The organism is Enterococcus sp. BWT-B8 (genome assembly GCF_020567625.1).
In the GTDB taxonomy this organism is placed as follows: Bacteria; Bacillota; Bacilli; order Lactobacillales; family Enterococcaceae; genus Enterococcus_L.
Genome location: NZ_JAJDJV010000006.1, coordinates 171017 through 186206 on the forward strand (window position 1 = coordinate 171017; position 15190 = coordinate 186206).

At 39.4% G+C, this 15190-nt stretch carries 9 protein-coding genes; 2 read left to right on the top strand and 7 right to left on the bottom strand.

Translation table 11 applies throughout. The annotated features are described in order from the left end of the window. Positions 1–53 precede the first annotated feature (53 nt). Positions 54–530, top strand: coding sequence for an effector binding domain-containing protein (locus LI951_RS07910; protein WP_229441800.1), 477 nt, complete (start codon positions 54–56; stop codon positions 528–530). A gap of 288 nt (positions 531–818) precedes the next feature. Continuing rightward, positions 819–1712 carry a C40 family peptidase gene (locus tag LI951_RS07915; protein ID WP_229441801.1) on the top strand — a complete coding sequence of 298 codons (894 nt, stop codon included), beginning with the start codon at positions 819–821 and terminating at the stop codon, positions 1710–1712. A 773-nt stretch (positions 1713–2485) separates the two neighbouring features. Here the strand turns inward: LI951_RS07915 and glmS are convergent. The 7 genes from glmS to LI951_RS07950 all read right to left on the bottom strand — a co-directional run bounded on the left by glmS (position 2486) and on the right by LI951_RS07950 (position 14893). After that, a complete protein-coding gene (gene glmS / locus LI951_RS07920) occupies positions 2486–4297 on the bottom strand; it encodes a glutamine--fructose-6-phosphate transaminase (isomerizing) (protein ID WP_202067555.1) in 1812 nt (603 codons plus the stop codon). Positions 4298–4912: 615 nt separating this feature from the next. Continuing rightward, positions 4913–6271: a phosphoglucosamine mutase gene (gene glmM, locus LI951_RS07925; protein ID WP_229441802.1), complete on the bottom strand. Its 1359-nt coding sequence runs from the start codon at positions 6269–6271 to the stop codon at positions 4913–4915. A 22-nt stretch (positions 6272–6293) separates the two neighbouring features. Continuing rightward, complete coding sequence (locus LI951_RS07930) at positions 6294–7394, bottom strand: YbbR-like domain-containing protein (protein WP_229441803.1); 1101 nt, start codon at positions 7392–7394, stop codon at positions 6294–6296. Further along, positions 7391–8290: a diadenylate cyclase CdaA gene (gene cdaA, locus LI951_RS07935; protein WP_229441804.1), complete on the bottom strand. Its 900-nt coding sequence runs from the start codon at positions 8288–8290 to the stop codon at positions 7391–7393. The genes LI951_RS07930 and cdaA overlap by 4 nt, the downstream gene beginning before the upstream one ends. Before the next feature lie 424 nt (positions 8291–8714). Beyond that, a complete protein-coding gene (gene nifJ, locus LI951_RS07940; RefSeq protein WP_229441805.1) occupies positions 8715–12401 on the bottom strand; it encodes a pyruvate:ferredoxin (flavodoxin) oxidoreductase in 3687 nt (1228 codons plus the stop codon). Positions 12402–13133: 732 nt separating this feature from the next. Then, positions 13134–14474: a type I glutamate--ammonia ligase gene (gene glnA, locus LI951_RS07945; protein WP_202067560.1), complete on the bottom strand. Its 1341-nt coding sequence runs from the start codon at positions 14472–14474 to the stop codon at positions 13134–13136. Between the two features lie 35 nt (positions 14475–14509). Further along, on the bottom strand, positions 14510–14893 hold the full coding sequence (locus tag LI951_RS07950; RefSeq protein WP_202067561.1) for a MerR family transcriptional regulator: 384 nt from the start codon (positions 14891–14893) through the stop codon (positions 14510–14512). Positions 14894–15190: the final 297 nt, after the last annotated feature.

The window sequence follows — 15190 nt, forward strand, 5'->3', positions numbered from 1 at the left end:
TACACAGTTAAGAATACAAGCTGTGATAAAAACGCAGAGAGAAGGAATGCCCCATGAGTAGCTATCAGTTAGTAGATAAAGAAGCCTTTACTGTTGCTGGTATTGGAACAGAATTGATAAGTGAGTATACAGATTTTGAAGGTTTGAATCGCGAAAAGCATGCATTTTTGGAAAAAGTAATGCATGATGGTACACTAAAAAAATTAAGACAAGTGGCAACGAATATGGATATTTATATTGTTAATGAAGCTGTCAATAATAAAAAGATGTTTTATATAGGTGTATTAGCCAATACAGTTATGGATGAAGCCCGTATGATTCAATTTCCTAAAAGTAAATATTTAGTTTCTAAGGATAAGGCAAATGATATCTTAACGTTAAATGATTCTTTAACCAACTTGGCTTTTGGACACATTCTACCTAAAGCAAATGATTTTGCTTATGTAGGAGGTCCCAACGGTATTGTGATTACTGAGGAAACGAAACAAGACATTTGTGGAGAATTATTGATACCTGTTGTAGACAAATAGCATCTCCCTTTCCAACTATTTTGAGCAGTAGATATACTTCTGTAATGAAGTCATCTACTGCTTTTTTTATATTTTGTCAAATGACTAAATAAGTTTGTATCATTTAAATACAAAAATTACATACTGTTGACATTTTTCCAATCTTTTTGCTATTTAAAAATAAAAAGACATTATTTTGTCTTTTAAGAAATAAAGACTTAATCTTTTTATTACAGACTCTGCCTCTCTATTATGCTTTAATATTCCTTAGTGTTAAATTTGTATTTTAATAATGTAAGGAGTTTTTTTGTGAAGCAACAAACCTTTTTTAGTCAATCATTACTATTCCTCTTGATACTTGCTGTTACGTTTGCGGGAGGGATCTCCGCTTGGGCAGAAGAATCGGAAGAGAAGCCTGCAGCCCTCTCTTCTCGATTTGACTTGATTCAGGAAGAAAAGAAAGCGGAAGGTGTAAAGTTACGCAGCCTTCAATCTGATAAAGAAATAGTCACTGAAAAAATAAAAGAAGCTCAAGCCTCAATTACAAAAATTCGTTTGCTTAATGAGTCACTGACTGTTTCACAAAAGCTGATAAATCAGACTGGGACTAAAGCGAAAGAAACAGCTACGTTAACTCTGTTGCCTGTTCCGGCATCTAATCCAACAAAAGACAATGAAGAAACAGTCTATTTAAATGAACTGAACAGTTTAAAAGAAGAATTAGCTGCAATTAAAGAAGCTGAAAAAGAGAAACTCGCTGAAGCTGCTGATCTTTTGGCAGAAGAAAAAAGAATATTACTGGAACTATCAGTATTGGAAGAACGGCTGGATAAGGAAAATGTATCATCAGATCTGCGTTCTCAAATTGTTTCTGCAGCTCAGAAAGAATTAGGAAAGCCTTATGTATATGGCGCATCCGGTCCAAATGCTTTTGATTGTTCCGGTTTGGTACAATATGTATTTAATTCTGTTGGTTTGTCTATCGGTCGAACAACAGTAAATCAGGAAACAGCAGGAAATATAATCTCTGTAAGTGAGGCTATGGCTGGCGACCTTGTCTTTTGGGGCGGTCATGGAGAAACCTACCATGTGGGAATTTCACTGGGGAATGGATCTTTTATTCATGCTCCGGTACCGGGTGACGTTGTTCAGGTGACTTCAGTTTCCTCTTATTCTCCTAATTTTGCAGTACGTGTTTTATAATTAGAAAATCAAAGGGGCTGTGATAGAAGTATGTCTAAGACCCCTAAAGCTAAATAAACGGTGTTCCAGTCTTTGTATGATTCGAACATTCGTAAGAAGCGTAGGATCAAGTTCTTATATGCCCCTCAGACATGCTTCGAGGATCGGAACGAAGTCCTTCAATTCTTAGCGGCTCTGCCGTTTAGAAATTGATGAGATCGAAACGAAGTGTAGTGTAGTGAGAACCGTAGACGCAGAAAAATGGCTGCAGCGTAATATTTTGTCTCGAGGATCGTTAGACTCGTAGAGACAGCAGTTCTTCTATGCTACGCATACCATTCTGCTAAAGTACGAATATAAGCAGAAGTGGCAAAGTAGAACTAGCACTTGTCGGTCCTAAACTGTGCCGAGTAATCGCAGGCAACCTCTCGGAAATAAGTCAAACTATACTAAAAATATAAGCAGCTCCAGGGAGGTATCAAGGAACACTATTCATTTTATGAATAGTGTTCCTTGATACTTTTCGTATATTCCGACTTATTGACATAAATCACTACGATTGACTTGTCAGAGTAGATGATGCATGTTACCTACCTGGTGTCATAAATCACTACGATTGACCTGTCAGAGTAGATGATGCATGTTACCTACCTGGTGTCATAAATCACTACGATTGACCTGTCAGAGTAGATGATGCATGTTACCTACTTGGTTCTTGAGGCAGAACACTTCTGTCGCAACCTCAATCTTAGTATGTTTTTCATTTCAGGCTTTTACAGATATCTGCTGCCCATTTATTCTACCGTAACACTTTTCGCCAAATTTCTTGGTTTATCAACATCATACCCTCTTTGAAGGGTTGCAAAGTAAGCAATCAGCTGTGTTGGAACAACACTGACCAGTACTGTCAGCAATGGATGAATCTCAGGTATGACCAGCTGATCTGTTCCCTTCGCCAGTGACTCAGTGACAATTGTCACTGTCTGAGCTCCTCGGCTCTCTACTTCTTTTAGATTCCCTCTAGTAAGGGACGCCGTCTTCTGATCAGTAATAATCCCGATAACCGGGGTTTCCTCTTCAATCAGTGCAATCGTCCCATGCTTCAATTCCCCGGCAGCAAATCCCTCTGCCTGAATATAGGAAATCTCCTTCAGCTTCAATGCTGCCTCCATCGAAACAAAATAATCCATTCCTCTGCCAATATAAAAAGTGTTTCGTGTATCATTTAGAAATGTTTCAACAAGTTGGCTAATCATCATTTTTTCATCAACAATTGCTTCCATCGCAGCTGCAGCAAGACTCACCTCATGGACCACATCAAATCCAAGTGCTGCTGAATTTCCCTTTTCTCTGCCGACAGCTGCAGCAAGCATTGTCAGTACTGCAATTTGAGCAGTATAGGCTTTTGTTGAGGCAACAGCAATTTCCGGCCCTGCATACAGCAGCATCGTATGTTTTGCTTCTCTGGACAATGTGGAGCCGGGTACATTTGTCAGTGTTAATGAAGAATATCCCATTTGATTAATCTGTACCAAGACTTGACGACTGTCAGCCGTTTCTCCGCTTTGACTCAAAAAAATAAACAGCGGATTTTGAGAAATCAAAGGCATGTTGTAGCCAAATTCGCTGGAAAGATGAACTTCCACCGGTATGCCGGTTAGCTCTTCAAAAATCTTTTTACCGGCCCAACCTGCATGATAGCTTGTCCCGCAGGCAACAATGTAAATCCGATCACTTTCAAGAACCTGCTGAATGATTTTCTGATCAACCAGATGATTTCCTTCATTGTCTGTATAACAATCAACGATTCGACGCATAACACTTGGCTGTTCATCAATTTCTTTCAGCATATAATAAGGATAAGTTCCTTTTTCCAAATCATTCAAATCCAGCTGGGCTTCATAAGATTCGCGAAAAACCATGTTTCCTTTTTCATCTTCAATCTGAATGCTGTCAGTCTTAACGACTACCAGCTCGCCGTCGGCAATTTCCACAAAATGATTCGTTTCCTGAAGCATAGCCATTGCATCACTGCAAATCACATTGAAGCCATCTCCAAGTCCAATCAGCAACGGACTTTTATTTTTTGCTACATAGATAACTTCCGGGTTATGATTGTCAATTAATGCAAAAGCATATGAACCTTTAATTACTTTCAAGGTCTGTTTAAATGCTTCCTTTGTATCACCTGACTGATCGGCAAAATAATTAATCAAATGAACAACTATCTCTGTATCTGTCTCTCCGATTAATCTGCTGTTTTGAAGAAATTCCTGTTTTATTTCTTCAAAATTTTCGATTACTCCATTATGAACCAATGTGAAACGACCATTTTCTGAAGTATGCGGATGGGCATTCCGTTCACTTGGTTTGCCATGCGTTGCCCATCGGGTATGCCCTATCCCGATATTTCCGGACAGTTCTTCTTTTATCTTACTTTGCAGATCCGCAATTCTTCCCTGGGATTTAACCAGGCAATCTTTTCCAGATTTATCTGTTACATAAATACCGGCTGAGTCGTAGCCTCTATACTCAAGTTTTTCCAATCCTTGTAATAAAATATCTGCAGCATTTTCTTTGCCTATAATTCCAACAATTCCACACATAATATCTTTTCCTGCTTTCTCACGAGGTCGGGATTAGGTCATCCTTCCCGCCAGTTATTAAGATTCAAAGAATAGAGAGGGCTTTCTGTACTTTCCATTTATTTAAAATAATACAAATTCATTCACTCATCTATTCAACATCTGTTTCTATCTGCTTAGTCAGTGTTTTATTATAATTTCACAATTATTTTTTGTTCTGACTTGTAGAGTGCAGTCCCTGAAGCTACCCGCCGAATCTTCGATAAGCTTCACCCTCGTCACCTGAAAATAGTCATTCAGGTCTGGCGCTCCCCTAAATTGGTATACACAATCCCCCTTAACTTTAATATCTATAGAAACTTATTAAATATTATAATAAAACACATACGGTTGTCAACGAAAGAATTAAAAAAATAAATTGGTATATACAAAAAGAAGTAACCTCAGTCCATACTAAAACACCAATGGAATGCCCCAAAAAGGGTTCATTTCATTGGTGTTTCTGAGTGCAATAAAAGAATACAGATTGCTTCTGTTAGAAAATAGCTATAGTCTTCATCAAGAATTTCTTTCCCCTCACCACTATCATTTGACAATAAGCTCTTTAGAAAGAAATCCGTTTCGTTAGTTTCTTATTTATTTGATACCGATCTCATCTTCAACAACCCGAACAATCGTATCTACATAGTAGTCGACTTTTTCTTTTGTCGGCGCCTCTGCCATCACTCGAAGTAACGGCTCTGTTCCAGAAGGTCGAACCAAAATTCTGCCATCGCCATTCATTTCTGCTTCCATTTTTTCTACAATTTCTTTGATAGCTGGTACATCCATGGCATTGTTTTTATTCATTACGCGAATATTCACCAGTTTTTGAGGATAAACAGTTACTTCAGATGCCAGCTCGGATAATGTTTTACCTGTTTGCTTCATCACATTTAGCAGCTGAATACCAGATAACATCCCGTCACCTGTTGTATTATAATCAAGGAAAACCATATGTCCGGACTGCTCACCGCCAAAATTATAGTCATTTCTTCTCATTTCTTCTACAACATAACGGTCTCCTACCTGTGTGATCACATCCAGCAACCCATTTGCTTCAACTGCTTTACGAAATCCTAAGTTACTCATAACTGTCGTCACAATCGTATTCTTTTTCAGCCGTTTTTTCTCGAACAAATATTTTGCACAGATAAACATTATTTTATCTCCGTCAACTATATTTCCCAATTCATCAACCGCAATCAGCCGATCTCCGTCACCATCAAACGCCAGACCCACATCTGCCCCTTTTTCAAGAACAAATTCAGCCAGTTTTTCAGGATGTGTTGAGCCTACGCCATCATTGATATTTAAGCCATTCGGACTAGTACCCATCGTAAAAAAGTCTGTTTCCAGATCCGCAAACAGTCGGTTGACAGATGTAGTCGTCGCCCCGTTAGACGCATCAATACAAACAGTTAAATCTGACAGATCCCCAGGAATCGTCTGTACAAGGAACTGAGAATATTTTAACAGCCCTTCCGGAAAATCTTCTACTGTCCCCAGTCCTGCAGCAGAAGGTCTAGGCAGCGTATCTTCTTCACTGTCAAGTAATGCTTCAATTTCCAGCTCTTGTTCATCATCCAGCTTAAAACCGTCAGAACCAAAGAACTTAATGCCATTATCTTCAGCAGGATTATGAGAAGCAGAAATCATAACTCCTGCTGAAGCTTTCTGCAAACGAGTCAGGTAGGCGACTCCCGGAGTAGCAATGACTCCCAGCTGAAATACTTCAATCCCAACAGACAGCAATCCGGCAATAATTGCCTGCTCCAGCATTTGTCCTGAAATGCGAGTATCTCTTCCCACCAGAACTCTGGGTTTGCGTGAACTGTCTTCTTCATGCTGACTTAAAATATAGCCCCCGCAGCGTCCCAATTTAAATGCCAATTCAGGAGTTAATTCTTTATTTGCAATTCCCCTAACTCCATCTGTTCCAAAATATTTGCCCATCATTATTCTCCTTACTCACTAATTAGTTTGTCGAATCTGTACTTTCTTCTGTCGATCCCTGATTGTTTTCTGATGATTCAGCAGATGACACAGCCGTATTGCTGCTGTCTGCGGTTCCATTACTACCAGTTCCACGAGACGTTGAACTGCTGATAGAGTCGCTAGTGCTAAACCCAGCATAAATTGGTGTAATCGTGACTTCTATTTGAGACGGATTTACTGTATAATCGCCATTTACAGGAATATTTACTGTCTTTTGTATAGAAGTTCGAATGTCACTGATATCTACAGGCACCTCTATGGAATCAATCGACTCCAAGACTGAATTTGATCCGCTGATTTCCACCATCTGCTCGGATGTATTAAATGTGTACCCCGTTATATCTGACGGTAAAGATCCGGTACTGATAATTTTCAGCGCTACTTCTTTTTTAGGCAGCGACAGCTTGACAGACACTTTGACCTGCGGTGCTGGATTTTCAATGCTTAATATCTGACCTCTACTGTCAAGAGCCTGTACGTTTACTGTCTGTCTGATTGTGTCTGCCGATTGAGTGACGCTGGTCAAAGGTGCAACTACTTTTGCAATTTCTGCCATAGTATCCTCACCGGTTGTAATATCTACAGTTTTGGGACTGATTGAAATCGAATCAACTTTGTATCCTTCAGTATTAAAGCTTTCAGGTATTTGAGCTTCTACATCAAAAGCTTTTGTCACTTTGTTTTCTATCGTTACTGTAATCGTAGCCGGATCAAGTTCAGCCGTAACTGCCGAGCTGATTCCTGTTACTCTTAACGGAACTTCGGCTGTTCCCAGTGAAAGATTTGTCAAATCAGCCTCTACCCGAAAATTTCTTGTATCTTCATTCGTTTCAAGATTCAACTGTATTCGGTTTGCACTGCTTAAATGAACCGTTACACTGTCTTCATACCCTGAAACAAAATACGTGTCTTCATCATATTCAAGCTTGACCGGAATATTATAAAGCACCTCATCATACACTTGATTATTAGTTGCAGTATTGGTTGAGCTGCTGTTTGAGTTCGCATTAAAGAAGAGCAGTAAAGCAAATAATAAAGCCAGCAGACCAGAAAACCAGTTGCTTTCGTAGGCTTTTTTCATTTCTTTTTCCCTCCTTTAGCCACACCATCAATAAAGTGCTGTAAAAGGTTGTTTCGGTCCTTGTCATTTTTAGGCTCTTTTGTCTGAACCAGTTCTTCTCTAAGTATTTTTAAATATTCTTCCTGATTCAGGCGTGGAATTAATTCATTATTTAAAGTCAGACTGACATCACCAGTTTCCTCTGACACGACAATTGTCAATGCATCGCTGACTTCACTGATTCCTACAGCAGCTCTGTGCCTTGTTCCAAATTCTTTTGGAATCAAACTGCTTTCAGATAAAGGCAAATAGGCACTGGCACACGCAATTTTTCCATCTTGAACAATCACTGCCCCATCGTGCAAAGGTGTATTTGGAATAAAAATATTTATCAACAGTTCACCGGTTACATCCGCATCCAAAGAAATTCCTGTTTCAATATATTCCTCCAAACCTGTATTTCTGGCAATAGTTATCAGCGCACCAATCTTCCGTCTGGCCATATACTGGATGGCTTTATCATATGCCAAAATCATTTTCTCATCTTCCTGCTCTTCATTTTTGGAGGCTCTGAAAAATGAGCTCCTTCCCAAATGCTCCAATCCGCGGCGCACTTCCGGCTGAAAGATTACAACAGCTGCAATTACTCCATACATAATAACCTGATTCATCAGCCAGGATAATGTGTGCAGACCAATAAACTCACTGAGTATTCGGATAAGAATAAAGACTGCCACACCTTTAAGGAGTTGGACCGCCTTTGTTCCCTTTATAAGCATAAACAGCTTATAAACCAGATACCAGACAACCAGGATATCTATAATATTTATAATAAAATTGCGGGATAACAAATCAGAAGGAACAAATTTATCCCAATAGCTTAGATCAAATAACTGACTGATTTGAAAAGGCGACATATCTTTTATCACTTCTCTCTGAGGAATTCCATTTTAGTATAGCATAAATTTTTTATAGATTACAGAATACAGGAAATTGAAAGAAACTTTTAGAAAAATGGTCATAATCTTTTCCAATTATTCCTCGTAACAACTGATATATGAAGAAAGATGGGACTGTGACAAAAGTTTGTCACAGTCCCCTAGAGCCGAATAAACGGTGTTCTAAAGCCCATCCATCCTTCGAGGATCGAAGCGCAGCGTAGTGTATCAATCCACAGCTATTCATTTTATGAATAGTGTTCCTTGACAATTTTCGGATATTCCGACTTATTACATAAATCACTACGATTGACCTGTCAGAGTAGATGATGCATATTACCTACCTGGTTCTTGAGACAGAACACTTCTTTCTCAACCTCACCTTAACAGCTATCAAAAAGTACTAACGTTCCTCTTTCTGTCTTTTAGCAGCTCTCTCCGCTCTTCTTGCAGTTCTGCGTGCTTCAGCTTCAGAATCTTTCACTCGTTCCCGTTTTTCTCGAACAGGCTTCTCCTCAGTTAAATCTGCTGCAGATATTGTATTTTTTTCCAGTTTTTCCCGAATTTTTTCTTCCTGTCCCGCTACTCGAGCATAGCTGTAAAAACGATTTTTCGCATCTGAAACAGTTTTGTCAAATAATTTCCCGGCGTATTCAGCTTGTGTTGCCTCTAGTGATGAGAATCTGACTTGTTTACGCATGAAATCCTTCATAACATTAAAATCAGGTTTTTTATAGTCCAGGATCATTGGACTTTTTCCCTTTTCTTTCAACTCAGGATTATAGCGGTAAAGCGACCAGTAGCCTGACTGTACAGCTTCCTTTGCTTCCTCCAACGTCTGGCTCATTCCGCCCTTCAAGCCATGAGCAATACAAGGTGTATAAGCAATGATAATAGACGGTCCCGGGAATTTCTCTGCCTCTTCAAATGCTTTAATCGTCTGCATTTGATTGGCGCCTGATGCGATTTGAGCAACATAGACATTGCCGTAAGTCATTGCCATCATCCCTAAATCCTTTTTAGATACATATTTTCCGCTGGCAGAAAATTTTGCGATTGCAGATGCCGGTGTTGCTTTCGAGGTCTGGCCGCCTGTATTGGAATATACTTCATTATCCAGCACCAGCATATTAACATCTGCACCGCTGGCCAGCACGTGATCAATTCCTCCATATCCTATATCATAAGCCCAGCCATCCCCACCGATCATCCACTGACTTGGTTTTGCAAAGAGATCCTGATCCTCATAAACGGCTTCTAAAAGCGGCTGACCCATTTTTTCTGCTTCCAGAGCTGCCCTTAATTTAGCAGCTCTTTGCTGAGTCCCTTCACTGTCATGAAGATGATTTTGCCAATCTGTCATCAAACTCTTCAATTCATCTGAAGCTACTGACATACTCTCATCCATTTTAACTGCCAAATATTCTCTTCGTGTCTGATTGGCCAAGAACATTCCATAGCCAAATTCGGCATTATCTTCTAATAGGGAGTTTGACCAGGCAGGTCCCTGCCCCAGCTCATTCGTTGTATAAGGTGCAACCGGTGCCGCTGCCCCCCAGATAGATGAACAGCCAGTTGCGTTGGCAATCATCATTCGATCACCAAACATTTGTGTCAATAATTTCACGTAAGGAGTTTCACCACAGCCAGAGCAGGCACCGGAAAATTCCAGCAACGGTTTATTAAACTGTGTACCTAAAACGGTAGTTGCTTTCGCAGGGTTTTCTTTTTGTCTCAACGTCATAGAAAAAGCCCAATTTATTGCCTGTTCTTTCTGTTCGTTGTAAGGCTTCATCACAAGTGCTTTTCCTTTAGCAGGACAGGCTTCAACACAGAGTCCGCAGCCTGTGCAATCTTCTACAGAAACCTGAATGCGATATTTCAGACCATCTGCACCACGCATTTCTCTGACAATGTATCCTTCCGGTGCCTCTTCCATCTCTTCCTCATCTGCAAGAAATGGTCGAATCGCTGCATGAGGACAGACAAATGAACACTCATTGCACATCGTACAACGATCGCTGATCCACTCAGGAACCTCCAATGCAATACCACGTTTTTCAACAGCAGTTGTACCAAGCGGCATCCGTCCGTCTACCATTCCATTTGCCACTAAGGTTCCGACAGACAGCTCATTTCCTTCTTGACGATTAACTGGTTCAACAATTTCCCGGACATATTTTGAAACACTTCTGTCTGCCGCTGTCGTTTTAGCCTGGACTTCTTTCCAGGCAGCCGGTACTTCAACCTTGTGAAGCAATTCAACCGTTCGATCAATTGCCTGTATATTTTTCTCAACAACTGCCATTGATTTATGCCCATAGCTTTTTAATGCTTCTTCTTTTAAAATAGGCAGAACTTCTTCAAACGGCATAATGTTTGCAAGTTTGAAAAATGCAGTTTCCATAACCGTATTGATTCTTCCGCCCAAACCAACTTCTGAAGCCAGCTGAACTGCATTAATGGTATAAAACTGAATGTCATTTTGTGCAAGGTAACGTTTGATGCCTGCCGGCAGATATCGGTCAAGCTGCTCATCATTCCAAATTGTATTGAGAAGGAAAGTTCCACCTTTTTTCAACCCTTTTACCAGATCATACGTATGCAGATATGCTGCAGTATGACAAGCAATAAAATCTGCATTCTCAATTAAATAAGCCGATTTTATGGGTATATCGCCAAAACGTAAATGTGAAACAGTCAAACCGCCTGATTTTTTGGAATCATAATGAAAATAGCCTTGAGCATATTTATCGGTATGGTCTCCAATAAGTTTTATTGCAGACTTGTTTGCTCCAACTGTACCGTCTGAGCCGAATCCCCAGAACTTTGCCTGATAAGTCTGAGCATCCGTTAAATCGCAGACTCCTTTAGAAGATAGTGATGTTCCAGTCACATCATCGTTGATTCCCAGCGTAAAGCGGGATTTTCTTTCTAGCTTTTCCTTTACAAGCTCATCATAAACTGCCATAATCTGGTCCGGCAGTACATCCTTTGATCCAAGTCCGTAACGTCCTCCAATAATTGAAGGATGGATATCCGATTCATATAAAACGCTCTGCACATCCAGAAGTAAAGGTTCGCCGCCTGCTCCTGCTTCTTTCGTACGGTCAAGAACAGCGACAGATTTTACTGTTTTCGGCATTTTTTCCAAAAATGTTTCAATAGGAAACGGGCGATATAAACGTATATTTAAAAAGCCGACTTTTCTGCCGTTTTTATTTAGAAAATCAACGGTCTGCTCAATTGTCTGAGCCACAGAACCGATAGAAACAATAACTTCTTCCGCATCTTCAGCACCATAATAGGTAACCAGATCATAATTTGTTCCCCGAAGCTGATTAATTTCTCTCATGTATTTCTGTACAATAGCAGGAAGCTTCTCATAATATGGATTTACTACCTCACGCTGCTGGAAATGTATATCTGGGTTCTGATTGGTTCCGCTGACTGAAGGATGATTTGGATTCATGCTTCGGCTTCTAAAATCAGCCAACGCATCCTGGTTCATCAAGGGAAGCAGTTCATCATATTCCAATACTTCTATTTTCTGAATTTCGTGACTTGTCCTGAATCCGTCAAAAAAATTCATAAACGGAACTTTGGATTCAAGAGATGCCAGATGGGCAACAGGAGAAAGATCCATCACTTCCTGAACACTGCTTTCCGCCAGCATTGCAAAACCAGTCTGTCGGGCTGCCATCACATCCCCATGGTCTCCAAAGATATTCAAAGCTCCGGTTGTCACCGCTCTGCTGGCCACATGAAAGACTGTCGGCAGAAGTTCTCCGGCAATTTTATACATATTTGGAATCATCAATAATAATCCCTGTGATGCTGTGTAAGTAGTCGTCATCGCTCCTGTTTTTAGTGAACCATGAACAACTCCTGCAGCACCTGCTTCTGACTGCATTTCCACAATTTTTACTGGTTGACCAAATAAGTTCTTTTTTCCCTCTGAAGCCCATTGATCCACCAGCTCAGCCATTGTTGAGCTTGGTGTGATTGGATAAATTGCTGCCAGCTCTGTAAAGGCATAGGAAATATAAGCAGCTGCAGTATTTCCATCCATTGTTTTCATTTTCCTCATGTTTATATCATCCTTCTGTCGAAAAAGTAAATTTTTTAACTATTTATACGTATCTATTATAACGGATACAGTATTATTTTGAAACAATTTATAGAAATTTTTCACAAACATTTCATAAAATATCATTCAAAAGAATCTATATTTCAATTGAAAAATGACGATTTTACTGAATATAGTTTCTGTAATCAGTGAAAAAACACACGAAATAAAAAATAAACTCAGCACAATTATAGTCTCATTGCAGTAATCGTACTGAGTTATTCTAATGCATGTAAACAGGAAAGACTTGAAACTATTCTGTTAACTAAGTTAAAATTAAGAGAAATTTCTAATCCAAGAAATGTGCAGCCAGCACGGGAGCAACTTCAATTTTTGTAGCTGCTCGTTCTTGTCATTGAAGCATACAAGTTAAAATTTTCTATCTTTGAACATCTTTTATAAACTATCTTTATTATGATTTATAACAGTGTCGAAGCACTAGTTCTCTTTGCAGTAAAAAATGCAAAGAGACTAGTTTATTTATGAAAACAGTTACGAGTCTTTTTCAAGAAATTTGATATACTTTGCCAAGATACAGCTTTCTATTTATTCTTCATTTGAATAGCTGCTAACAAATGTACTTACTGACGTATCAGCCCTTGAAAGTTTGTCCCGTCAAAAACGCAGTTTTCAAAATTACAAAGAAACACTGATTACGTTTTCAGCAATCAGTGTTTCCTGCATTTTTCTATTCTAATACAGTTCCAAATATTGTTCTCTTTCCCATTCAGAAACTGTCTGACGGAATGCTGCCCATTCCATTCGTTTTGCCTCAACAAAGTTTGCATAAATATGCTGTCCCAATGCATCAATCATTACATCGTCTTTCCGAAGTTCTTTAATCGCATTGTGAATAGTAGAGGGCAGATCTTCAATTTGTGCTTCTCTGCGTTCTTCTTCATTCATAATATAAATATTTCTGTCCACTGCAGCCGGCGGTATAATTTCATTTTTGATTCCATCTAAACCAGCCTGAAGCAGTACAGCCATTGTTAAATAAGGGTTCGCCGAAGGATCCACTGAACGAAGCTCTAGACGAGTTGACATCCCTCTTGATTCAGGTACCCGTACCAGAGGAGAACGGTTTCTTCCACTCCATGCTACATAAACAGGTGCTTCATATCCGGGAACTAGGCGTTTATAAGAATTCACAGTTGGATTGCAGACAGCTGTATAGGCACGTGCATGTTTTAACAAGCCGCCCAAGAAGTAATAGGCAGTCTGACTTAATTGCATCGGTCCTTCTTTATCAAAGAATGCATTTCCCTCTTCACTGAATAATGACATGTTGCAGTGCATTCCAGAACCATTAATTCCAAATAAAGGTTTTGGCATAAAGGTAGCGTGCAGTCCATGCTTTCTTGCAATCGTCTTTACTACTAATTTAAATGTCTGGATATTGTCGCAGGCTTCAACCACATCTGCATATTTGAAATCAATTTCATGCTGCCCTGGAGCTACTTCATGATGAGAGGCTTCCACTTCAAAGCCTAAGCTTTCAAGTTCCAAAACAATATCACGACGACAGTTTTCGCCCAAATCCGTTGGAGCAAAATCGAAGTATCCGCCTCTGTCATTTAAATCTGTCGTAATTTCACCATCTTCATCTAATTTGAATAGGAAAAATTCCGGCTCAGGTCCTAAGTTAAACGAAGTGAAACCCAATTCCCGCATGTCTTTCAACGCTCGCTTTAAATTCCCGCGCGGATCTCCGGCAAATGGCGTTCCGTCAGGATTATAGATATCACAAATTAAACGAGCCACTTTTCCATGGGCACTTTCCCAAGGAAAAACCATCCATGTAGATAGATCCGGATATAAATTCATGTCGCTTTCTTCAATTCTTACAAATCCTTCAATAGAGGAACCGTCAAACATCATTTTGTTGCTCAATACTTTATCAAGCTGACTGACCGGCACTTCTACATTCTTGATTGTTCCCATGATATCTGTAAACATCAATCTCAGGAAACGAACGTTTTCCTCTTCAACCATCCGCTTGATATCTTCTACGCTGTTCTCTTTTTTAACCATAAATTCCCTTCACGCCCCTCATCTTTTTCTTAAAGTTATAGTTTCGGTCCTTGCGATTGGAATGGATTCTGTTGAGTAAGTCCTCCTTGAGAAAGAATCTCATCATACAGAATTTTCCGGACATCTTCGTCAGTCAAAGGCTTACTGGTATCCGTGCCGTTCTTCTGCTCTTCCAGTTTCATTGTATACACTCGTTTAATACCAGCCATGTTCAGTCCATCAGATAAATAATCTTTTATTTCTAGCAGGGTATCAATGTCATTCAATGAATACATCCGACGATTTCCTTCACTTCTTTCCGGATGTATCAAATCCTGTTCTTCATAATAACGAATCTGACGCGCAGACAGATCTGTTAATTTCATAACTGTACCAATTGGAAATACTGACATAGATCTTCTCAGTTCCTTTTCTCTCATATCCACCCCCCTCTCTTAGTTGCTATTAGGATAACAGCACTTTTTTAACTTGTCAATCATTTATGTTAGGTTTTCTAACATAAATGTTTTTTCGTTCGGTTTTAGACCACTTCTCAAAGATAAAAAATTACTTTTTCATTGAAAATATTAAGATTTCCCTACATATGAAAAAACGGCTCTATAATTTATTGGACTGATAGAAAAAAATCTATCGGTCCTATTTTCTCATTAAAAAACAAGGAAGACACACAACATTTCCGCTAGAATAGAATCACCACAAAACCAACTAGAAAGGAA